Genomic DNA, 22,480 nt, shown 5'->3' with positions numbered 1-22,480 from the left:
GTGTCGGCCGATTCCGTGGCCGGCACCCAGATCCGGACGGGCACCGAAGGTGCAGGACCGTCGCTGAGCGCTCAGGACCCGGCGTCCGGGCGGAGCACGGTCGCCCAGGTCTCCGACGCAGGTTCCAGCACGGTCCCGGCAGTCGGGATCGCGGGCGCCGCCGCAGCGCTCGCCCTCATGGTGGGGACGATCGGACAGGGACTGGATGCCCGGGCGCGTGCCGATGCTGCGGCGGACCTCGCGGCGATCGCCGTCGTGCAGGTGCAGGGCGAGAACGGCTGTGCGACCGCGGAGGAGGTCGCGGAGCGCAACGGGGCGAGGGTCTCCGAATGCATCACGCGCCCGGACCTGGGAACGGCGACCGTGACGGTCGAAGCGCCCCTGGGTATCCGGATCCCCGGGACGGACGATGACCTCACGGTGGAGGCGACAGCAGTCGCAGGTCGCGCTGAGTGACCGTCGCGATCGCCCAATGATTCATCGGTCGCTGTATAGTTCACCGTATGCTGACCATTGTTGATCGCCTTGGCGTGATGAATCGTCTTGGCCGTGCGATGGCCGATCCCACGAGGTCGCGGGTCCTTCTCGCGCTGCTGGCACGGCCGAGCTATCCGTCTCAGCTGGCACGAGACCTCGACCTCACCCGCCCGAATGTGTCGAACCATCTGACCTGCCTGCGTGATTGCGGGATCGTGGTCGCACAGATGGAAGGGCGCCAGACGCGCTATGAGATTGCGGATCCGCATCTGACCCGGGCGTTGAACGCGCTGGTCGAGGTGACGCTTGCTGTCGATGTCGACGCGCCGTGCATCGATCCCGGCTGCTCTGTCCTGGGCTGCTGCCACACGGCGGAGGGTTCGGCATGAACGCGGTCTGCTGCGCGCCGGCCGAGCAGGCCGTGTCTGCGGGCGATGTCGACGTGCCGTGGTGGAAGGATCGCTCCGTCTGGGTCCCCGTCGCCTCCGGCGTCGCGTTCCTGGCAGGTCTGATCTGTGGATGGTCCGGGGCCGGCATGGCGGCGCGTGTGCTGTTCTGGGCGGGTCTTCTGGTGGGAGCGTCCACCTTCGTACCGGGCGCGCTGCGCCGGCTTCTCAGCTCGGGCAGGGTCGGCATCGGACTGCTGATGACGATCAGCGCGGTCGGGGCCGTTCTCCTCGGCTATATCGAGGAAGCCGCCGCGCTGGCATTCCTGTACTCCATCGCTGAAGCTCTGGAGGACAAGGCGATGGATCGTGCCCGCGCAGGACTGCGAGCGCTCCTGACGCTGGTGCCCGAGACCGCGACCGTCATCGAGGACGGCACGGCGGGTGACGTACCGGCCAGCCGTCTGCAGATCGGTCAGACGCTTCTGGTGCGCCCCGGGGAGCGGCTGGCCACGGATGGCGTCGTGCGGCGTGGGCGCAGCAGCATGGACACCTCGGCCCTCACGGGCGAGTCCATCCCGGTCGAGGTCGTGCCCGATGACCAGGTCCTGGCGGGATCGATCAGCACATCGGGGGTGCTGGAGGTCGAGGCGACCGCAGCGGGCACCGACAACTCGCTGACGACCATCGTGAGGCTGGTCGAGCACGCGCAGGAGGAGAAGGGCGAACGGGCCCGTCTCGCCGATCGGATCGCCCGCCCACTTGTGCCGGGCGTGATCGTGCTCGCGGCCATCGTCGCATTCCTCGGCTCTCTGCTGGGGGACCCGGAGCAGTGGATCACTCGTGCACTGATCGTGCTGGTGGCTGCGTCCCCGTGCGCACTGGCGATCGCGGTGCCGGTCACAGTCGTCTCCGCGGTCGGTGCCGCCAGCAGGTTCGGCGTCGTCATCAGATCCGGAGCCGCCTTCGAACGGTTCGGCGGCATCCGGCATCTCGCCATCGACAAGACCGGCACGCTGACGCGCAACCAGCCGACTGCGGCCCGCGTGATCACGTCCCCCGAGGTCTCGTCGGAGGACGTGCTGACCTGGGCGGCGAGTCTCGAACAGCTCAGCACCCACCCTCTGGCGGCGGCGATCACGGCAGCGGCCCCGGACGCGACCGCCGCCACGGACGTCTCCGAGACCGCCGGACACGGCATCACGGGAACCCTCAGCGCGGGCACCATCACAGTGGGCAGCCCCCGCTGGTTGGATCCTGGAGCACTCGCAGACCAGGTCGAGGCACTGGAGCACGACGGCATGACAGTGGTCGTCGTGCATCGCAGCCAGTCCCCGGTCGGGGCGATCGGAATCCGCGACGACCTGCGTCCCGAAGCGCCCGAAGTGATCAAGACCCTCGCAGACCGGGCAGTGGGCGTGACGATGCTGACCGGCGACAACGCGCGCACCGCCCACGCGCTGGGCGCCCGGGCCGGCATCAGCGATGTGCAGGCGCAGCTGCGGCCGGCGGACAAGGCCGCCGCGGTCACCTCCCTGTCCCGCTCACGGCCGACGGCGATGATCGGAGACGGAATCAACGATGCCCCGGCGCTCGCCGCCGCAGACGTGGGGATCGCGATGGGCGCCGCCGGGTCAGACGCTGCGATCGAAGCATCCGACATCGCCTTCACCGGCGACGATCTGCGCCTGATCCCGCAGGCTCTCGCCCACTCTCAGCGGGGCCGCAGCATCATCAATCAGAACATCGCCCTGTCCCTGCTCATCATCGTCGTGCTCCTGCCGCTGGCGATCACAGGGGTGCTCGGCCTGGCCGCAGTCGTCCTGGTCCACGAGCTCGCCGAGGTGGTGGTGATCCTCAACGGACTGCGTGCCGCCCGCACACGCGCTCCGGGTCAGCCGACGAGCTGACGCCGGGCTGGTCAGCCCAGGACGACGCGCAGCAGTCGGGCCGCAGCGTCCTTCTCCAGCGGTTCGTTGCCGTTGCCGCACTTGGGCGACTGCACGCAGGAAGGACAGCCGCTCACGCACTCGCAGGCATCGATCGCCTCACGGGTCGCAGTCTGCCACGCGGTGAAGGCCTCGAATCCGCGCTCTGCGAACCCCGCCCCGCCCGGCTGCCCGTCGTGGACGAACACGGTCGCCACCCCGGTGTCCGCGTGGCGGGCCGTCGACACGCCGCCGATGTCCCACCGATCGCACCCGGCGAACAGGGGGAGCAGCCCGATCGCCGCGTGCTCAGCCGCGTGCACGGCACCGGGCAGATCGCCGGCCGACACATCCGCCTCGTCGACGAGCGCGTCGGGAGCAGCCCACCAGACCGCGGTCGTGCGGAGGACCTGCGACGGCAGCTCGAGAGCGTACTCGCCCAGCACGGTGCCGCTGCCGGCCTGCCGCATCCTGTAGCCGGTCACCTGCGACGTCACCTCGACCTCGCCCCAGCTCACCGCAGCACCGGACGGCAGCGGGGCCGTCGCACGGGTGCTGAGGATCCCGATCTCCGTGACGGACTGCGATTCCGTCGTGTAGTCGATATGGCGCTGCTCGAGGAGGGCCACCCGCTCCTGCGGATCCAGGTCGACCACGACGAAGGTGCGTCCCTGATGGACGTACACCGCCCCCGGATGGCTCTGGTGGTGACTTCCCGCATCATCGACCGTGCCCAGCAGTGCACCCGTCTCCCGCTCCACGAGGCGGATGGTCCCGCCGCCTCCGGAGCGGATGTCAGAGAGGTCCGCAGGGTTCTCCGCCTTCGACCAGAACCACCCGCTGGGCCGGCGCCGCAGCATCCTCGCGCTCGTGAGCTGGTCGACGATGGATGGTGCGGTGTCCGGGAAGTGGCGGAAGTCGTCGTCGGTGAAGGGGACCTCGGCTGCGGCTGCGCACAGGTGGCCGGCGAGCACGTACGGATTCCCCGGGTCGATGACGACGGCGTCCACGGTCGTGTCGAAGATCGCCTCCGGGTGGTGGACGAGGTAGGTGTCGAGCGGGTCGTCGCGCGCGACGAGCACTGCGATCCACTCCTGTCCGCTGCGGCCGGCGCGGCCCGCCTGCTGCCACAGGGACGCCAGCGTGCCGGGCCAGCCGGCGATGATGACTGCGTCGAGCCCCGATACGTCGATGCCCAGCTCCAGCGCGTTGGTCGACGCGACGGTGAGCAGGCGGCCGCTGCGCAGCGCAGTCTCCAGCAGGCGGCGCTCTTCGGGCAGGTAGCCGCCGCGGTAGGCGGCGATCGTGCGCACCAGCGAGTCGTCCACGCGGGCGACCCCGTCCTTGACGATCGAGGCCAGGGCCTCCGCGCCCCGGCGGGAGGCGATGAAGCCGATCGCTCGTCTGCCGGCGCACGTGGTGTCGGTGAGGAGGTCGGCGGCCTCGGCGAGCGACGACCGGCGCGCCTCGGAGACCTGCGTGGCCGGGACCTCGGTCACGGCCGACGAACCGGGGGAGGAGAGTGGTTCCGGCCCGCGAGCGTCCGGCCCGCGAGCGTCTGGTCCTCGTGCGCCCGGTACGGACTCCGCCCACGGATCGGGTGCGAGAGCGGGATCGGATGTGAGAGCCGCGATCGGCTGCTGTTGCCCGGCCATCGCGGGCGGCTCGGCCGGATCGATGCCGGGCAGCAGCGGCGGCTCCCACAGCAGGAATCGGCCTGCGGCACGCGGTGAGGCGTCGTCGACGACTGCGCGGGCGGGGGCTCCGATGAGGCGGGAGAAGACCTCGGCGGGGTCGCCCGCTGTTGCTGATGCACCGATCACGACCGGAGAGGCGCCGTAGTGTCGCGCCACGCGCAGCAGCCGGCGGAGGATGAGGGAGACGTGCGAGCCGAACACCCCTCGGTAGCGGTGGGCCTCGTCCACGACGACGTAGTCCAGGCGCTTGAGGACGGAGGAGAACCGTTCGTGGCCGGGCAGCATCGAGCGGTGGAGCATGTCCGGATTGGTGAGGATCAGGTTCGCGTGACGGCGTGCCCAGTCACGGTCCGCCCGGGGCGTGTCTCCGTCGTAGGTGGTCGGACGCAGACCCTTGAGGACGAGCTCGCGCAGGGAGGTCAGCTGGTCTGCCGCGAGCGCCTTCGTCGGTGAGAGGTAGAGCGTCGTCGACCCGCGGCCGCTGGGCGCGGCCGTTCCGCGGAACGCGGCGTCGAGCACCGGCATGAGGTAGCCCAGGGACTTGCCCGACGCCGTGCCGGTCGCGACGATGACGTTCTCGCCGGCCCGGGCGATGTCCGCGGTCTCCACCTGATGCTCGTAGGGTCGCTCGATGCCGGCGGTCACGAATGCGTCGTGCACCGCGGGGTCCAGCCATGCGGGCCAGTCCGTCGTACGGCCGGGGCGGGCGGGCAGCCGTTCGACATGGGTCACACGGTCGACGCGGTCGCCGAACCGGGTGAGGATGTCGAAGAGCTCCGAGGTCATGGGCCCATCGTAGGGACTCCTCCTCGCAGGGAATCCGATCCGACACGTCGAGACCCCGAGTGCCGCGAACGGCACGCCACCTGGGTTCCCAGTCCCTCCGCTGCCCGCGACCTGCAGGATCGTCTGCAGGTCGCGGGCAGGCGGTCACCCGTGAGCCGGCTCCTCAGAACAGCGTGTCGCCGATGAAGCCACCCTCCTGACACCCGGGCGGTATTGCGAAGACCGCGGAGCCCACGGGAGTCGTCCACTGGTTGAGGAGGTCCAGTTCGTCGAGTCTCCGCTGCACCGGGACGAATCCTTCGTCGACATCGCGCTGGTAGGCGAGGAACAGAAGCCCTGCATCGGTGATCTCCCCGTCACGTGCGCCCACCGTGTCGTCGTCGTAGTTGTAGCTGCGACGCAGCATGGTGGGCCGCGGGTCGTCACCGCGAGCGCGGGCGATGTGGGAGAAGTCCGGGATGACGGGGAACCCGTGCGGCCCCATCGCCTCGAAGTCCGGTTCGTCGAACTCGTGCTCGCCGGTCAGCGGCGCCCCGTCGGACTGCCGCCGTCCCATCGCCTGGTCCCTCCCCGGGGTGTCCAAGCGGTCCCAGCCGTCCAGATCCATCCGGATCCGGCGCAGCACGCAGGATGTGCCGCCCTTCAGCCACCCCTCCTCGCTCCAGACGCCGGACGCGAAGTCGTCGTCGCCCGGACGCAGGTTGACCGTCCCGTCGACCTGACCGAAGAGATTCCGCATCGTGGTGCCCGGCTCTTCTGAGCCCCGCGATCGGCGGAACCCGGACTGCCGCCACGTCGGCACAGCGGTCGCCCGCGCCGTCTTCAGCAGCATGCGCACGGCGTGGGCGACGGTGACCTGGTCATCGGCTGCGACGTGGAGCAGCAGGTCGCCTCCGGTCCACCGGTCCTCGAGCTCGTCGATCCCGAACGCGGGCAGCGGCTTCAGCCATGTCGGCACGGCCGATGCGCCCGCGACCCGGCGGACCAGCGCGGGACCGAACCCCAGTGTCACCGTGAGCCGGGCGGGCGTCACAGCGAGCTCGGGCTCAGTGTCCGCGAGCGCGCCCCGGCCCTGGGTGAGCCTCGACGCGTCGTCCGTGAGCACCTGCAGCATCCGCCGAATCGCGTCCGCATCCGCGTCGTCCCGCAGTGTGAGTGCTGCGAACGTCGCGAACGCCTGCGGCTTCGTCGCGATCCCCGCCTGATGCTCGCCGAAGAACGGGACGGTGTCCGACCCGACGTCCAGGAGGGCGTCCTCCAGCTGCTCGTCGGGGCGCGGCGTGCACGCGGTGAGCGCGGCGAAGCCGGCTCCGGCTGCCGCACCTCCCAGCAGCATCCCCCGTCTGCTCAGGGCGGTCATGAGTCATCACCGTCGCCGAGGTCGTGGTCGGCGTGGTCGTCCTCGGACTCCTGGCCGTCGTGGTCCTCGTGACCTTCGTGGCCGTGCGACTCCTCGTCGCCGTAGGACTCGTCGGCGCCCGCGAAGTCCCGGATCGACGCCTCGTAGTCCAGGCGCGAGTCATCGGAGAAGACGAGGGTGAGATCCACCGTGTCTCCGGCCTGCAGCGGCCCGTCGATGTCCATGAACATGATGTGGTCTCCACCGGGTGCCAGGTCGAGGGAGTCGCCGGCCGTGATCGTGAAGCCGCCCTGCTTCTCCTCCATCGACATCGCGCCGGAGCCGTCGTCGGAGGTCTGGTGCAGCTCGATGTCCTCGGCGATCGCCGATTCGACCGCCACAAGGGTGACGTCCGCCTCTCCCGCGTTCTCGACGAGTCCGAACGAGGAGGTCATTCCCTCGTCGGCGGCCTTGACCCAGGGGTCTTCGACGGTGACGGTCGAGGAAGCGTCACCGGTGGAATCGGAGCCGTCGCCGCTCGCACTGCAGCCGGTGACGAGGACGAGTGCGGCAGCGGCGGTGGAGGACAGCAGGACAGCAGTCTTCTGGATGCGCATGGTTCGCGCCTTTCGTGTGTGCGGGCGCACGGCGGCGCGAAGCATCGACGACGCGCGGGCCGTGCGGCCCGGTGGAGAAGGAGGGGATCGGTGAGCCCACGGAGGCCCGCGAAGGCCCTGAGTGCCCTGCAGGACCAGGGTCCATGTCGACCGGAGTGGTCCAGTGCTCAGGCGTGGGCGAGGACGCCCGCCGGGGGGCCGCGATCAAGTCGCGTCGACCGGATGACACCCAGCGATGCGGGCGTGTCGACCTCGCAGCCAGTGCCCAGGTGGAGCCGCGGCGACGTGATCATCGCGGTGTCGGTGAGCAGACGCCGCAGCGGGGCGAATGTGCTCCCGACCATCCGCAGCAGTCCCGCAAGCGCCCGCAGGACGACTTCGGACCGATAGAGCACTGCGATCGTCACAGCCGCGGCGACGATGTGGGCCGCCGTCATCGCGCCATCGCCGTGCGCAGCGTGGTGGGAGGCGCCTGCTCCGGTGACCGCTGAGGCGAAGCCGCTCGGCACACCGCCCACGTGGTTCGCGTGCAGGGCGAGCTGTGCCGCGGACGCGCCGGCTGCATCGGCGGCGGTCGTTCCGACGGCTCCGCTCGGGGCACGTGAGGCCGCTTCGAAGATCCAGTGGAAGACGGTCTGGCTGATGCCCACAGACGCACTGAGCCGCACCAGCGATGCCTTCCGCCCACCGAGTACGACACACACGAAGACGGCGAAGAGCAGCGGGACACCGACCCCCAGGGGAGTGGGGGACTGACCGCCGCCCGCGATGTGGGAGAAGAGCGCGACGAAGGTCGCGAAGAACCCGGCGGCGACTCCGCGCAGCAGACGCGTGTGATTCGCCCGCGCGTCGTCGAGGACGGGGGCGTCGGTGCTGGACATCTCGACCATCGTCGCAGGCTCTCTGCATCGCATCCATGCGGACCGCAGTGCGGACACTCCGGCTCACCAGACGGACGAGTCGGATGAGGCGGGAGGAGACGACGCGCACCTACGATGGTCCGGTGACTTCTCTTCCGCCCGTACCGGTGCTCTCATCGGCAGCGATCGATCTGCTCGCCGCAGCGCTCACCCGCGCGCACTACACTCCCGCTGCGCTGCGAGGACTGTGGGGGACGGACGTCGACGCAGCACTCGACGCGAACGATCCGGCGCCCGCCCGCCGGCACTGCCTGCGTCTGCTCGGAGCCTGTCCGAGGACAGCTGACGGGGTCGGAGGCCGGGCACAGGACCGCCCCGGCGCCGAGGCGGTCCCCGCCCGCGATCGTGCGCTCGCCGCGATCGCGCTCCTCTTCCTCCTGGACACCCCTGTGGAGGTGGACGCCGCGGCGGCGGCGCTGGGCAGCGATCTGGTCGCGACGCTGGGCGCCGAAGGACTCCTGGTGGAAGGGAACGAGGAGACCCCCGGTCTGCTCCGCTCCGTCCTCGCCCTCACCGCGCACCCGCTGCCGCTGGGCGTGCCCCGAGGTCTGACACCCGGCGACGACACGCTCCGCCTCTTCGCCGACCACGGCACCCTCACCCGCCCGGACGCCCTCGACGGAGACTACGTGCTGGGCTACGGCGGCGCGGGACGGACACTCCTCGACCTCACTCCGCGCGGTCCCGTCGAGCTCGCGGCGGACATCGGCACCGGATGCGGGATCCAGGCGGTCCTCCTGGCTCGCCACGCAGACCGCGTGATCGCGACGGATCTCTCGCAGCGCGCACTCGCCATCGCCCGCCTCACGGTCGGGCTCGCGGGAGTCGCGGACCGCGTCGAACTCCGCCACGGATCGCTCTTCGAACCCCTGCCGGAGAGGGTCGACCTGCTCGTCTCGAACCCGCCGTTCGTCATCACCCCCAGGTCGGAGGGGGCGCCGGGGGAGGACGCTGCGCGCTCCTACGGGTACCGCGACGGCGGACTGGCCGGGGACGCGATCATGCGGGCGATGGTGTCGGGAGCCCCCGCGCACCTGCGGGACGACGGCACGGCCGTCATGCTCGGCAACTGGGAGCACGGGCCCGATCGTGAGCCGCCCACCGCCTGGGTGCGCGGAGGCTCGGAAGCGCGAGGGACCTCGGCGACGGTGATCGAACGGCAGCGCATGCGCCCTGCGGCGTACGCGCGAACCTGGATCCGCGACGGCGGGATCGCCCGGGCGTCGGCCCGCTGGCACGCGGACGTCGACCGCTGGCTCACCGATCTGGAGGACCGCGGCGTCGAGGAGGTGGGATTCGGCTGGGTCGTCCTCCATCGCGCAGCCTCAGCTCATGCCGCCGTGCGCGACTTCGCCCGGATCGATTCCGGACCGGGGGCGAACCCTGCAGGGCTGGCAGCGTTCCTCGCCGCCCGCATCGCGCTGCTCGAGTGGCTGCAGGAGGCCGATGACGCGGAGCTGGCCGGAACCGTCTACCAGCTGTCCCCCGACGTCACCGAGCATCGTCACCTGCGCCCCGGCGCGGACGATCCCACGATGATCACCCTCGAACAGGGCGGAGGCCTCGCACAGACATTCCACGCCGATCCTGCGCTCGCCGGCTTCCTGGGAGTGTGCGACGGGACGCTCACGATGGGGCAGATCTCCGCAGCGCTCGCCCAGCTGCTGGCCGTCGACGAATCGGCTCTCACCACCCAGCTCCTCGACCAGGTCCGCACGCTCGTCCCGGCGGGAGTGATCGTCCCAGTGACGGACTGACAGGAATACGCAGCAGGCGGCTGGTGCTACATTGTGCACACATCCGACCGCGGAACGATTCGCCGTGCCCGAAAGCATGCGGATGAGAGCAGGTGAAAGGAATCCATGGCCGCTACCTCGACCCCCCATCGACTCGTCATCGTCGAGTCACCCACAAAAGTCCGCACGATCGTGGGGTATCTGGGGGACGGCTATGACGTCACCGCCTCCGTGGGCCACATCCGTGACCTTCCGCAGCCCTCGGAGCTGCCGGCGGACATGAAGAAGGGCCCGTACGGACGCTTCGCCGTCGACGTGGACTCCGGTTTCGCCCCGTACTACCGGGTCGACCCGGACAAGAAGAAGACCGTCACAGAGCTCAAGAAGCTCCTCAAGGACGCCGACGAGCTCTATCTCGCAACTGATGAGGACCGCGAGGGCGAGGCCATCGCGTGGCACCTGCTCGAGGTGCTCAAGCCGAAGATCCCCGTCAAGCGGATGGTGTTCCACGAGATCACTCCGGAAGCGATCGAGCGTGCTCTCGAGAACACCCGTGAGCTCGACGCGGACCTCGTCGACGCGCAGGAGACCCGCCGCATCCTCGACCGGCTCTACGGCTACGAGGTCTCGCCGGTCCTGTGGCGCAAGGTCCGTGCGGGCCTGTCCGCCGGCCGTGTCCAGTCCGTCGCCACCCGCCTGGTCGTCGAGCGTGAGCGCGAGCGCATGGCCTTCGTGTCCGCGGACTACTGGGATCTCGACATCGAACTGACCGAGGCCGCAGGCGGCACCGCGTTCAAGGCCCGCCTGGAGACCGTCGACGGGACGAAGGTCGCATCGGGGCGCGATTTCGATGACCGCGGTCAGTTGAAGAAGGCTGCGGGTGCCCTCGTGCTGGGGGAGCCGCAGGCGACCTCGCTGGCATCGGTCCTCACGGGGACCGCTCAGCAGGCGCTGTCCGTCACCTCCTTGGAGACGAAGCCGTACACGCGGCGCCCGGCGGCTCCGTTCACCACCTCGACCCTCCAGCAGGAGGCCGGTCGCAAGCTGCGGATGTCGGCGCGCCAGGCGATGCGCGTCGCGCAGTCCCTGTACGAGAACGGCTACATCACGTACATGCGTACGGACTCCACCCAGCTGTCCGGGCAGGCGATGGCTGCGGCCCGCAGTCAGATCGGAGAGCTGTACGGGGCGGAGTACGTGCCCGGCAAGCCGCGCATGTACGGGTCGAAGGCGAAGGCCGCGCAGGAGGCTCACGAGGCCATCCGTCCGTCCGGCGACTCCTTCCGGACGCCTGCGCAGGTGTCCGGTGCCCTGGGCGGCGACGAGTTCCGCCTCTACGAACTCATCTGGAAGCGCACCGTCGCCTCGCAGATGGCCGATGCCAAGGGCTCGACCGCGACGATGAAGATCGGCGCGGATCTCGCGGCGGCCTCGGCGGAGCTCGTCGGCGGGGGCTGGGAGACGGCTCCTGCGAAGGCCGGCTTCACGACCTCGGGAACGGTCATCACGTTCCGCGGATTCCTCGCGGCGTATGAAGAGGGCCGCGACGTCGAGCGCTACTCGGAGTCCGGCAAGGACGGGGAGTCCCGGCTCCCGGACGTCAAGGAGGGCGACGCGATCGCCGTCGACCGGGCGGAGGCAGACGGCCACACGACCGCGCCGCCGCCGCGCTTCACGGAGGCGAGCCTCGTGAAGCGGCTCGAAGAGCTGGGGATCGGACGCCCGTCGACCTACGTGGCGACCATTTCGACGATCCAGGACCGCGGGTACGTGACGAACCGCGGCAACGCCCTGGTGCCCAGCTGGGTGGCGTTCTCCGTGACCCGGCTGCTCGAGGAGCACTTCGCGGGCCTGGTGGACTACCAGTTCACGGCAGACCTGGAGGCGCAGCTCGACGAGATCGCCGGCGGCCGAGAGGACCGCACGCAGTGGCTGCATGACTTCTACTTCGGTGGTGAGGGCGAAGGCTCCACGCCCGGCCTCAAGGCAGTCGTCGACGACCTCGGCGACATCGACGCGCGTGAGATCAACACCGTGCCGATCGCAGAGGGCATCGAGCTGCGCGTGGGCCGCTACGGCCCGTTCCTCGAGATCGCGCCGGAGAAGGAGGGCGACTCCCCGGGTCGTGTGTCCGTGCCGGATGACCTCGCCCCCGACGAGCTCACCGAGGCCGCCGCCCGTGAACTCATCCGCACGCAGGGCACCGGCGACCGCGAACTGGGCCCCGATCCGGAGACCGGCCACACGATCGTCGCGAAGTCCGGCCGCTTCGGCCCCTACGTGACAGAGGTGCTTCCGGAGCCCGAGGAGAAGCCGAAGCGAGGTGCCAAGAAGCCCAAGCCGCGCACGGCCTCGCTCTTCAAGTCGATGGAGCCCACGACGGTGACGCTGGAGCAGGCGCTGCGCCTGCTGACGCTGCCCCGCACCGTGGGTGAAGACGCGGAGGGCACGCCCATCACCGCGCAGAACGGTCGGTACGGCCCGTACCTGAAGAAGGGCACGGACTCTCGGTCACTGGAGCGCGAGGAGCAGATCTTCGGGATCACGCTCGAGGAGGCGCTCGAGATCTATTCGAAGCCCAAGCAGCGCCGCGGCGCACAGGCCGCCCCGCCGCTCAAGGAGCTCGGCGAGGACCCGGAGTCGAAGAAGCCGGTCGTCGTGAAGGACGGCCGGTTCGGCCCGTACGTCACGGACGGCACGACGAACGCGACCCTTCGCAAGGACGACTCCGTCGAGGGCATGTCCGAGACGCGTGCGTACGAGCTGCTGGCGGAGAAGCGTGCCAAGGGGCCGGCGAAGAAGCGCACGACGACGCGGAAGACGACTGCTTCCAAGACGACTGCTTCGAAGACGACGACGGCGAAGAAGACACCTGCCAAGAAGACCACGACCGCGAAGAGCACGACCGCTGCCAAGAAGCCGGCTGCCACGAGCACCGCGACGAAGAGCACTGCGGCCAAGAAGACGACGACGGCTGCGAAGAAGACGACGACGCCGAAGACTCCGTGATCGCCTGACGACCCGTGACGGGTCGGCGCTCCTCGACAGGGCGGGTTCCTGCACCCCGGTGCGGGAACCCGCCCTGTGCGCGTGCCGGGTGGGGACTGCGGCGGCTGCGGTTCAGAGGAGGTGGGCGTCCATGAATCCGCGTGCGGCTTCGGCATCGGTGGGTGTGAGCGCAGCCGGGACCAGCTCGTACTCGCGCGCGTACGCGGTGAGGAGCGCCTGCTCCACGGCGTCCGCCGTCACGCCCGGGTGGAGTTCCGCGATGGCCCCTCCCGTCCGGGGCTCCCAGTCGAGCCCGAGCGCCGCCTGCACGTCCGTGAGGACCGCACGGATGGGGTCGGGGTCCGTCACGATGATCGACGACGAGAAGAGCCAGGCCCCGCCCACCACGCGCTGCGCAGTGCCGATCGCCTTGATCTCTCCGCCGACGTTCACACTGTGCTCGCCGGGGCAGTACTCACCGGGGATCTCGCCCATCCGCGCATCGATGCCGATGTCCCGCAGGGCGGCGGCGTACATCTCGCCGAACCGCACGAACCGGTCCTGCGTCTGGGTGAGGAACTCCTGCGTCGGCTCGATGTGATCGATGACGATGCTGCCCGGATGGTAGGCGGCGACCCGTCCGCCCAGTGTGCGCAGTGCGGGGGTGAAGCCATGCGAGCGGGATGCCTCGACCGCCGGCTGGAAGCCTGCGAGGAACCGATCGCGCGCACCGAAGGCGACGGTGGGGGAGGGTCGGTACATCCGGAGGGTGGGGCCGCGGCTGCCCGTGCGGACCGCGTCGAGCAGGGCCCGTGCCATCGCGAGGTCCGTGAGCGCGTCGCCCGGTCCGTGTCGCAGCACCGTGAGCTCAGGACGGGTGCCCCCGCCGGGCTCGTCTGTCGTCTCGTCGTTCGTCTCGTTCCGCACGTCCCAAGGATAGTCGTGCAGGCGGCGGTCGGGTCGTGCGCGGTGGGACCCGGGCGGGTGCGCGGCCGACCGGGTCCCGATGACGGATCTCCCGGTCCGTGTCAGGGGCCGCGGGTAAGGTGTGACCCGTGAATCATGTCGGATCCTCGCCCCCCGCATCGAAGCCCGCACGGTCGCAGGGCAGCCGCCCGGCGGCCGGTCGGCCCCGCACTGATGTCCTGGGCGTCTTCATCGTGGAGGTCGGTGCCTGGCTGACGATGCTGTCGGCCGCAGCGCTGAGCTTCGCAGTCGCAGGGGCCTACGGCGTCACTGCATTCCTCGCCCCGGACGTCATGGCGGACATCCACACGCTCACCGGCGAGGGGGGCTTCGCCTCCCGGCCTGCCGTGCTCCTCTACGCCGCGGTGATCGCCGCGGGGGTGGCGGGGATGTTCGTGCCGCAGGAGAGGCTCTCGGCACGGGTGTCCCTGCGCGTGGCACTCATCGCCGCCGTGGTGATCACGGGCCTTGCGCTCACTCAGCTGTTCACCGTGTCCGCGATCCTGGGCGTATTCGTGGGCCTGGGGGTGGGCGCCGCACTGGCCGCTGTCCTGAGTCTGGTGGCCGGTACGCGGGTGAAGCCGTGGCGCAGTGCGGGTGTCGCCGCAGCCGTCATGCTCTTCGCCTCGTACGCCGCGCAGCTGGTCGGCGGGACCGCCGGCGGACACGAAGCGCTGCGCTGGCTCCTGCTCGTGGGCAGCCTCGTGATGCTCGCCGGAGTCATCGTGCTCCTCACCCAGACGACCGATCAGGGCGTGGGACTGCCGGAGACCGGCGGGCACGTGCTGGACCGCAGCACTGCGCGTCCCGGTACACCTGTGACCTTCGCGTGGCCGTGCCATCTGCTGTTCGGCGTGCTGGGCACGGTCGGAATCCTCGCCCAGCCGTCCGTGGCGGATCTGGGCTTCGGCCAGGCGGGGATGTCCGTCATCCTGTGTGCGGTGCTGCTGGGGTGGGCCGTCGGCTTCGAGACGGGGCCGGACTTCGCGCCCGGTATGACGCGCACCCGGCTCACCTCCTTCTCGCTCATCGCCGCGGGCGTCTTCACAGTCTCCGCCGGTGTACTCGCTGAACTGTCGGGCAAGGCCGTCCTGTCCGGCGGAGTCGCGTTCCTCGTGGGGCTCGGGGTGCGTTCGCAGCGCTACCGGTTCTCGCGGCGGATCGGCGCAGTCGTCGGCATGGCCGTCGCGACCCTCATCACCGCCGTCGGCTTCACCGCAGAGATCCCCCTGAGCTCTGTCGCGTCGTGGAACATCCTTCCCGCTGACCTGGCCTACGTGCTGATCGGAACCGTCGCGTTCATCGGCGGCGTCGTCTCGCTCTTCACATTCGGTCCCACCGGGATCAGCGGGATCGGCGTCGATGTCATCCACGCGTTCCGACGGCCGGCCGCGTCCGGTGAGGTCGCGGCGGCGAGTGCGACCACGGCGGCGGGTGCGTTCGCTGCGGGGGCGGACACTCCGGTCGGGGCCGCGGATGCGGCAGAGGCCCCGAACGACTCTGTCGCCGGTGGGGGCGCGCAGTCCCTCGCCGCGGCGCTGGGCACGACTCCGGGCGCCGCCGGGTCAGTCGGTCCGGACGCACCGGGCGGCCTATTCATCGCGATGGAGGGCGGCGACGGCACCGGCAAGTCGACGCAGATACACCTCCTCGCGGATGCGCTGCGCGACCAGGGGCACGGCGAAGTCGTGACGACCCGGGAGCCCGGCGGCACGGCAGCGGGCACGCTGCTGCGCTCCGTGGTGCTCGACGGCGACGGCATCACCCCCCGTGCGGAAGCGCTCGTGTTCGCCGCGGACCGCTCCCACCACGTCGCGTCGCTCGTCCGTCCCATCGTCGAGCGCGGCGGCATCGTCATCACGGACCGCTACATCGACTCCTCCCGGGCCTACCAGGCGGCGGGCCGCGATCTGGGAGACGACGAGATCGCGGCGCTGTCGACGTGGGCGACAGAAGGGATGCGTCCCGATCTGACGATCATCCTCGACGCGAACCCCGCGGTGACCCGTCAGCGGACCACCGTCCGCGGCGACGAGAACCATCTCGATGCGCTCGACAACGACTTCCACTCGACGGTGCGCAGGTCGTTCCTCGACTACGCGGCGGCCGCTCCAGACCGCTATGTCGTCGTCGACGCTGGGCACGACATCGACACCGTCGCAGCGGACGTGCTCCGTGCGGTCGAGCAGCGGATCGCCCAGCGTTCTGCAGGAGCCGACCCCCAGCAGCATGCGGCGGGAGCAGACGTGCAGCAGCATGCGTCCGAGGACCCGGTGACGGTGGCACAGCCTGCTTCCACGGGCCCTCCGCACGCAGAGACGAGCCCAGAGCACTCTGCTGTTGAGCTCTCTGATGCAGAGCACTCTGATGCAGAGCACTCGAACGCCGAGGATTCGGTCACCGTGGCGCAGCCCACAGCCGGATTAGCGGCGGCTGCATCGGATGACCCCGCCACGGAGCTGCGTCCCGCTCCGGGGGCAGGTCACACCCCGGGTGCACGTCCTGTCGCGGACGACGACGAAGAGACCCGCGTCGTGCGCCGAGCGGATCCGACCGCCCAGCAGAACCATCCCCCCGGTCCCCAGACCCCACCTCCGCCACCCGTCGTGGAAGGGTCCGAGGCCCCGACCACGGTCCAGCCGGCGGTCCCGTCGACGAGCGGAGCGGGCCGTGCCGGGTTCACGCCTTCCCGCCAGACCAGCAGGGAGCGCCTGCGGGCCCAAGCGGAGATCGAACGCCAGGCGCGTGAGCGGCTCCGTGCCCAGCACGGCCACGACCGCCGCGGCCCGGACGCACCGGGACGGCGATGAGCGTCTGGAACGAACTGGTCGGCCAGGAGCGCGCGGTCGAGCAGCTGGCACGGGCCGCCGGTGCGGACAGCACGGCGATGACCCACGCGTGGCTCCTCACCGGGCCGCCGGGCTCCGGCCGTTCGAACGCAGCACGCGCCTTCGCCGCCGCACTCCTCACACCGGACGCGGGCGCCCATGATTCTCCAGAGGCTCAGCGAGCACTGCGCGGCATCCACGAATCCATGACGGTGCTGTCGACGCAGAAGTCGCTGATCTCGATCGATGAGGTGCGCGCGCTCGTCGCCACCGCCCATCAGGCGCCGGTGAACGCGGCCTGGCGGGTCGTCATCATCGAGGACGCGGACCGCATGGCGGAGCGCACGTCGAATGTCCTCCTCAAGGCCATCGAAGAGCCTCCTCCCTCGACGGTGTGGATCCTCTGCGCGCCCAGTCCGGAAGACGTCCTCACGACGATCCGGTCGCGGTGCCGCAACGTGAACCTCCGCATCCCTAGTCCGGACGCGGTGGCACAGCTGCTGCGCGAACGCGAAGGGACGGATGCCGATACCGCCCGCTGGGCGGCTCATGCGGCGCAGAGCCACATCGGTCGGGCTCGCCGCCTCGTGACATCGCCGACGGCACGGTCAGAGCGGTCCTTCATCCTCGACATCCCGCGTCAGCTGACATCCGTCGGCTCGACCATCCGGATCGCCGCGCGCATCGTCGACGTGGCGAAGGACAGGGCGAAGGCGCGCACCGAGGAGCGCAATGCGCAGGAGAAGGAACAGCTCCTGCGGACGCTGGGCATCGAAGCCGGGGGAAAGATCCCACCCAGCGCGCGCAGCCAGATCCGACGCCTCGAAGAGGAGCAGAAGCGCCGCGACGTGCGCGCACGCAACGACGAACTCGACTCGATCTTCATCGAGCTGCTCTCCCTGTACCGCGACGTGCTGGCCGCTCAGCTCGGTGCGGACACCGGGACGATCAACGTGGACGAGGACGAACGGATCGGCAGGCTCGCAGAAGAGGGCGACTCGACCGCGACGCTCAAGCGGATCGACGTCCTGCGACAGGCCCGGGAGCGGCTGGCGACCAACATGGCGTCGGCTCTCGTCGTCGAAGCGGCCTTCGTCGGTCTGTCCAACCCGTGGATCACCGACTGACGCAGCGGGGGAGGTCGCCTTTCAGCGAGCAGGCCCCTGAGTCGCTGCCGTGGTCGTCGTTGTGGTCGCCGTCGGGCGGACCACCGGGTCCCTCAGCAGTGAGAGGACCAGAGACGCCGTGAGCTCGACGCGCCGAGGGATCCATGACAGCAGCGCGTGCTCGTCGTCAGCGTGTGACCCGCCGCCCACCGTGCCCAGACCGTCGAGGGTCGGTGTGCCCACCCCCGCCGCGAAGTTGGCGTCCGACCCTCCGCCCACACGGATCGCCTCGAGCGGCGGATGGCCCAGCACCGCAGCCGCCGCCCGTGCGCGCTCGAAGATGTCTGCAGCGAACCGCTCTTCGAGAGGCGGTCGGTTGATACCGCCGTGCAGGGTCAGCTCCGCCTCCGGGTGAAAGGAGCGGAGCCCGCGCAGTGCGCGGTCGACCCGCTCCTGCTCCGTGACGGTCAGAGCGCGGGAGTCGACGCCGACGGTGGCCCTGGCAGGCACCGTGTTCGTCGTCGTTCCCGACTGCATGACCGCAGGCACGACGGTCGTGCTCCCGTCCGGGGTGCCGATGCCGTCGATCGCGAGGACCTGGCGGGAGACCTCGACGGTCGCGTTCACCCCGGACTCCGGCTCGACCCCCGCGTGGGCGGCACGGCCGACGACTTCGAGCTCATAGATCGCGACACCCTTGCGGGCGACCTTCACCTCGCCTGCTGGTCCACCGGATTCGAAGACGAGCACCGCCTCCGCCTCTCGAGACAGCTGCTCGATGAGCAGCTGCGAGGTGGGAGAGCCCAGCTCTTCGTCCGCGGTGAAGAGGATGCTGACTCCGTCGAGGTCCTCCTCGTCCACGTGGCGCAGCAGTGCGCCCACTGCGTGGAGAGCGATGAGGATCCCGCCCTTCATGTCGTCCGTCCCGGGCCCGCGGACCGTATCGCCGTCGACGGACCACGGCATGGAGGTGAGGGTTCCGCGCGGCCAGACCGTGTCGTGGTGGCCCAGCAGCAGGACTCGCCGCGGCCCGCTCCCGATCCGGAAGAGGATGTGGGGGAAGCCCTCGATCGTGCGGACGTCGGGGCGGATCCCCGTGATCTGCTCGCCGATCTCACCGATGAGTCGAGCGCTGGCGGCCAGGGACTGCGGGTCGTTCGACGGCGACTCGCATGCGACGAGGGCCCGGAACTGGGCGAGGAGCGTCTGGGCCCTCTCCTGCGAGAATTCGATCACTCTGCTCCACACCTCTGGTCTGCGGGGTCCGTCTGTGTGGTCGAGATTACGCCACGGCGAGCCGCGCGGCGATCATCAGCATGACTGCGGCGATCGCCACGTCGACGACCCGCCACACCCGGGGACTGCGCAGCACCGGAGCGAGCAGGTGTGCTCCCCATCCCAGGGCCGCGAACCAGACGAGTGAACCGAGCATCGCTCCGCCGGAGAAGACCCAGCGGGCCTCGTGCTGGTTCGCAACCGTGCCGAGCATGACGACGGTGTCGAGGTACACGTGCGGATTGAGGAACGTGAGCGCCGCTGTGGCCGCGACGACGGAGACGGCGGACCGCCCCTCCGCAGTCGTGGCACCGCTCGCAGTCGGGGCGAGCGCCTCGGAGTCGCCGAACGCCGACCGGATGCTCGTCCAGGCGAACCACACGAGGTAGGCGACGCCTCCCCACCGCATGATCTCCACGACCCACGGAGCGTGCTCGAAGACGATGCCGATCCCCGCCGTACCGAGGGCGATGAGCGCGACGTCAGCGATGACGCAGACGAGCACGACGACGGCGACCCGCTCACGACGGATTCCCTGTCGGAGGATGAACGCGTTCTGCGGACCGATGGCGATGATGAGTCCCACCCCGGTGAGGAAGCCGGTGGCGAGGAGAGCGAGGACGGGCATTCTTCGAACGTACGCCGCGCGGACGGTGAAGACCACGTGCATGGCCTTCACATGGTTAAGCTTGTCTTCATGAGCGAGAGCATCGCATGAGATCCGATACCCCCAGCCTCGTGCAGCTGGCGGCGCTCGTCGCAGTGGTGGACGAGGGCGGCTTCGACGCCGCCGGGTTCGCGCTGGGTGTGAGCACGTCCGCGGTCTCTCAGCGGATCCGGGCCCTGGAGTCGACGATGGGGCATGTGCTCGTCGCGCGCTCCACCCCTCCTCGCGCGACATCTGCGGGCGAGGCTGTGCTCGCCGCAGCGCGGCAGGTCGTCGCGCTCGTCGACTCCCTCGCCCCCGCCGTCGATGCCCCGATCAGGTCGGTGCTGCCGGTCGCGGTCGGTGCGGACGCCCTGGGCACATGGCTGTCCGGGGTCATCGAGGAGGCTGCAGACTGGGACGACGTCGTCCTGCGGGTGCGCGTCGAGGATCAGGACATCGGTCACCAGGCGCTCGCGCGCGGGGATGTGCTCGGAGCCCTCAGTTCTCTGCCCACCGCCCAGACGGGGTGCACGGCGACGCCCCTGGGGAAGATGCGCTATGTTCCCGTCGTGTCGCAGCGGCTGGCAGCGCGGCATCTGTCCGCTGACGGGACTCTCGATCTCACGACGTGTCCGGTGCTGACGTTCGGCGCAGCGGACGAGCTCCAGCACAGGGTCCTGCGGGCATGGTGCGAGGAGCACGACGAGGAGGCGAACCCGCCGACCCATATGATCGGGGCTCAGGACGGCTTCGTGACGGGACTGCGCGCGGGTCTGGGGTGGGGGTGCATCCACGAGCTGCTCCTGGGCGCACTCCCCGATGTCGACGACCTCGTCCGGATCCCCGGACTGCCCATGCTCGACGTCGACCTGCACTGGCACCGGTGGGCGACTGAGCTGCCCGTGCTGGACCGGTTCAGCGCAGCTGTCGAAGCGGCCGCAGCGCGGGCCCTGCGCCCGTTTTGACCTCGTCGCAGAGATGGGGATAAGCTCTTCCGCGTTGCCTCCTTAGCTCAGTCGGTAGAGCGTTTCACTCGTAATGAAAAGGTCGTCGGTTCGATTCCGACAGGAGGCTCGGTCTGGAAGCCCTGTCACCACCCGGTGGCAGGGCTTCCGTCGTTCGGTCCTCATCGTCCCGACACGCGACGGGGCGCTGCAGGAGTGCGCCGTCCTTCACTACCATCAGGGGAGGACCCGGATCTGAAGGAGGCGCTGTGCAGCTGAGCGGAGACGTGATCGTCGGAGTCGACGGTTCTGACCAGAGCGCCGAAGCCGCGGCGTGGGCCCTCAAGGAGCTGCGCGGCACCGGCCGTGCCCTGCGGCTCATCCATGTCATCACCCCCGCGCACTTGGAGATCGACGACGAAGCCGAACTCACGGAGGCCGGCCGGACCGTGCTCACGGGACTCGCGGACCGGCTCGGCGATCTCGATGCCGTGCATCCTGACGGCGCCTCGGGCACGGAGATCCTCACGGAGGTCATCGTCGGCGACGCGGGCGAGGAGCTCGCGATGCGGGCCGAGGATGCCGGCCTGCTGGTGCTCGGTCGACACGGCGCGGGGACGGTCAACAGCAGGCGGATCGGCACGGTCAGCTTCGGGCTGCCCGGTCATGCGCTCAGCGCCGTCCTGGTGCACACGGTGCGCGACGGCAGCGAGTTCGACGATCCGAGCGGTCACCCCAGCATTGCGCGCGGTGGGGCGAGGGGCGGAGTCGTGGTGGGGCTCGACACGTCGGAGTACGCCGGCGTGGCGGCCCTGGACGCCGCATCCCTGGCGGTGGCGAGCGGGTGGCCGCTGCGCGTGCTCGTCGGCGTCGACGCACTGGGCGATCGGGCCGAGGCGGAATCCCGGGCCCAGTCCGATCTCGCCTGGCTGCGCGAATCCTTCCCCGAGCTCGACGCGGACATCGAGTTCCCTCCCGGGGACCCCGCGGAGATGCTCATCGACGCGTCGAAGACGGCCGATGTCGTCGTCGTCGGCAAGCGCGGCAGGGGAGTCTTCGCCGCGATGACCTCGCAGCTGGGCCGCACGAGCTCTGCGGTTCTGACCGATGCGGAGGCGAGCGTCCTCCTCGTCCCCTATCGCCGGGACCCGCGCCTGAGCGCACGGTCCGCGTGAGCGGCGCGCCCCTCACGGACTTCCCCCGCCCCTCGCTCGCGGTCGACACCGCGACCTTCACCGTCACGGGCCGCGGCCTCGAGATCGTGCTCGTGAAGGAGGACGTCGGGTTCGCCCTGCCGGGCACGTTCGTCCACGAGCGGGAACGCCTCCACGCGGCCGTGCTGCGGAGCCTGCGGAGCAAGGCGGGGATCACGGGGCGCGAACCGCAGCAGCTCAAGGTCTTCGACGATCCGGATCGCGACCCGCGGGGATGGGTCGTCACAGTGGCCCATCTCGACGTGGTGCCCGGGTCCGTCGTCGCGGAGGGGCTGCGCGGGGGGAGCATCACGCTCGCTCCCGTGGGGGAGGTCGAGGCTGAAGGGGGAGTGCGGCTGCCCTACGACCATCCGAGGGTGTTCGTCGAAGCGCTGCGCCGGGTCCGGGAGGCGTATGCGGAGTACCCCGATCCCTGGGGGCTCCTGCCCTCGTCGTTCAGTCTGGGCGACCTCCAATCGCTGCACGAGTCCGTGGCGGGTGAGGATCTGCCGCGCGACACCTTCCGGCGGGCGATGAAGCGGCAGCTCGAAACCACCGGAGAACTCACCGACGGACGGCGAGGCAGGCCGTCCCGCCTGTATCGGATCCCAGCAGGAGCCCGTTCCCGGCATTCGTGACCGCGAT

The 22,480-nt window shown here is 70.2% G+C and carries 17 protein-coding genes and 1 tRNA gene; 11 read left to right on the top strand and 7 right to left on the bottom strand.

The genetic code is table 11. The features are described from left to right. The 3 genes from BJEO58_RS00990 to BJEO58_RS00980 are packed head-to-tail and all read left to right on the top strand — an operon-like array spanning position 1 to position 2,773. On the top strand, positions 1–456 hold the full coding sequence (locus tag BJEO58_RS00990; protein WP_101586931.1) for an Rv3654c family TadE-like protein: 456 nt from the start codon (positions 1–3) through the stop codon (positions 454–456). Between the two features lie 47 nt (positions 457–503). Continuing rightward, on the top strand, positions 504–866 hold the full coding sequence (gene cmtR, locus BJEO58_RS00985; protein WP_101586929.1) for a Cd(II)/Pb(II)-sensing metalloregulatory transcriptional regulator CmtR: 363 nt from the start codon (positions 504–506) through the stop codon (positions 864–866). Further along, positions 863–2,773: a heavy metal translocating P-type ATPase gene (locus BJEO58_RS00980; protein WP_101586927.1), complete on the top strand. Its 1,911-nt coding sequence runs from the start codon at positions 863–865 to the stop codon at positions 2,771–2,773. The genes cmtR and BJEO58_RS00980 overlap by 4 nt, the downstream gene beginning before the upstream one ends. An 11-nt stretch (positions 2,774–2,784) precedes the next feature. Here the strand turns inward: BJEO58_RS00980 and sftH are convergent, their stop codons facing one another. The 4 genes from sftH to BJEO58_RS00960 all read right to left on the bottom strand — a co-directional run bounded on the left by sftH (position 2,785) and on the right by BJEO58_RS00960 (position 8,111). Further along, on the bottom strand, positions 2,785–5,274 hold the full coding sequence (gene sftH, locus BJEO58_RS00975; RefSeq protein ID WP_101586925.1) for a DEAD/DEAH box helicase: 2,490 nt from the start codon (positions 5,272–5,274) through the stop codon (positions 2,785–2,787). Positions 5,275–5,437: 163 nt separating this feature from the next. Continuing rightward, a complete protein-coding gene (locus BJEO58_RS00970) occupies positions 5,438–6,634 on the bottom strand; it encodes a Dyp-type peroxidase (RefSeq protein ID WP_101586924.1) in 1,197 nt (398 codons plus the stop codon). Then, positions 6,631–7,230 carry a copper chaperone PCu(A)C gene (locus BJEO58_RS00965; protein ID WP_180951775.1) on the bottom strand — a complete coding sequence of 200 codons (600 nt, stop codon included), beginning with the start codon at positions 7,228–7,230 and terminating at the stop codon, positions 6,631–6,633. Before BJEO58_RS00965 ends, BJEO58_RS00970 begins: the two co-directional genes overlap by 4 nt. A gap of 167 nt (positions 7,231–7,397) precedes the next feature. Continuing rightward, the gene (locus tag BJEO58_RS00960) at positions 7,398–8,111 is read right to left on the bottom strand and encodes a hypothetical protein (protein ID WP_144573799.1); all 714 of its coding nucleotides are present in this window, start codon (positions 8,109–8,111) and stop codon (positions 7,398–7,400) included. Between the two features lie 122 nt (positions 8,112–8,233). Here BJEO58_RS00960 and BJEO58_RS00955 point away from each other — a divergent pair, with 122 nt between their 5' ends. Together BJEO58_RS00955 and topA are read left to right on the top strand one after the other, a co-directional pair. Further along, a complete protein-coding gene (locus BJEO58_RS00955; protein WP_246075934.1) occupies positions 8,234–9,907 on the top strand; it encodes a methyltransferase in 1,674 nt (557 codons plus the stop codon). 105 nt (positions 9,908–10,012) lie between these two features. Then, positions 10,013–12,895 carry a type I DNA topoisomerase gene (gene topA / locus BJEO58_RS00950; RefSeq protein WP_101586918.1) on the top strand — a complete coding sequence of 961 codons (2,883 nt, stop codon included), beginning with the start codon at positions 10,013–10,015 and terminating at the stop codon, positions 12,893–12,895. A 111-nt stretch (positions 12,896–13,006) separates the two neighbouring features. On the opposite strand, the gene BJEO58_RS00945 is transcribed toward topA, so the two are convergent. Next, positions 13,007–13,693 carry a lipoate--protein ligase family protein gene (locus BJEO58_RS00945; protein WP_246076080.1) on the bottom strand — a complete coding sequence of 229 codons (687 nt, stop codon included), beginning with the start codon at positions 13,691–13,693 and terminating at the stop codon, positions 13,007–13,009. 236 nt (positions 13,694–13,929) lie between these two features. On the opposite strand from BJEO58_RS00945, the gene tmk reads away from it, so the two are divergent. Both tmk and BJEO58_RS00935 read left to right on the top strand, forming a co-directional pair. Then, a complete protein-coding gene (gene tmk / locus BJEO58_RS15105; protein ID WP_101586916.1) occupies positions 13,930–16,650 on the top strand; it encodes a dTMP kinase in 2,721 nt (906 codons plus the stop codon). Then, on the top strand, positions 16,647–17,795 hold the full coding sequence (locus BJEO58_RS00935) for a DNA polymerase III subunit delta' (protein ID WP_101586914.1): 1,149 nt from the start codon (positions 16,647–16,649) through the stop codon (positions 17,793–17,795). Before tmk ends, BJEO58_RS00935 begins: the two co-directional genes overlap by 4 nt. 21 nt (positions 17,796–17,816) lie before the next feature. Here the strand turns inward: BJEO58_RS00935 and BJEO58_RS00930 are convergent, their stop codons facing one another. Beyond that, positions 17,817–19,010: a M20 family metallopeptidase gene (locus BJEO58_RS00930; RefSeq protein WP_308297847.1), complete on the bottom strand. Its 1,194-nt coding sequence runs from the start codon at positions 19,008–19,010 to the stop codon at positions 17,817–17,819. Between the two features lie 46 nt (positions 19,011–19,056). Further along, positions 19,057–19,677 carry a LysE/ArgO family amino acid transporter gene (locus BJEO58_RS00925; RefSeq protein WP_101587217.1) on the bottom strand — a complete coding sequence of 207 codons (621 nt, stop codon included), beginning with the start codon at positions 19,675–19,677 and terminating at the stop codon, positions 19,057–19,059. Between the two features lie 86 nt (positions 19,678–19,763). Between BJEO58_RS00925 and BJEO58_RS00920 the strand changes: the two genes are divergently transcribed. The 4 genes from BJEO58_RS00920 (at position 19,764) to BJEO58_RS00905 (ending at position 22,473) form a co-directional block, all read left to right on the top strand. Beyond that, the gene (locus BJEO58_RS00920) at positions 19,764–20,663 is read left to right on the top strand and encodes an ArgP/LysG family DNA-binding transcriptional regulator (RefSeq protein WP_101586913.1); all 900 of its coding nucleotides are present in this window, start codon (positions 19,764–19,766) and stop codon (positions 20,661–20,663) included. Positions 20,664–20,699: 36 nt separating this feature from the next. Next, positions 20,700–20,772: transfer RNA gene (locus tag BJEO58_RS00915), tRNA-Thr, on the top strand. Between the two features lie 139 nt (positions 20,773–20,911). Further along, positions 20,912–21,817 (top strand): universal stress protein, encoded by a 906-nt coding sequence (locus BJEO58_RS00910; protein ID WP_101586911.1) that lies wholly within the window; start codon positions 20,912–20,914, stop codon positions 21,815–21,817. Next, complete coding sequence (locus tag BJEO58_RS00905; protein ID WP_101586910.1) at positions 21,814–22,473, top strand: NUDIX hydrolase; 660 nt, start codon at positions 21,814–21,816, stop codon at positions 22,471–22,473. Before BJEO58_RS00910 ends, BJEO58_RS00905 begins: the two co-directional genes overlap by 4 nt. The last annotated feature ends 7 nt before the right edge of the window (positions 22,474–22,480 follow it).

It is taken from the genome of Brevibacterium jeotgali (assembly GCF_900169175.1).
Taxonomy (GTDB): Bacteria; Actinomycetota; Actinomycetes; order Actinomycetales; family Brevibacteriaceae; genus Brevibacterium; species Brevibacterium jeotgali.
This window is presented reverse-complemented; position numbering and strand designations above follow the sequence as displayed.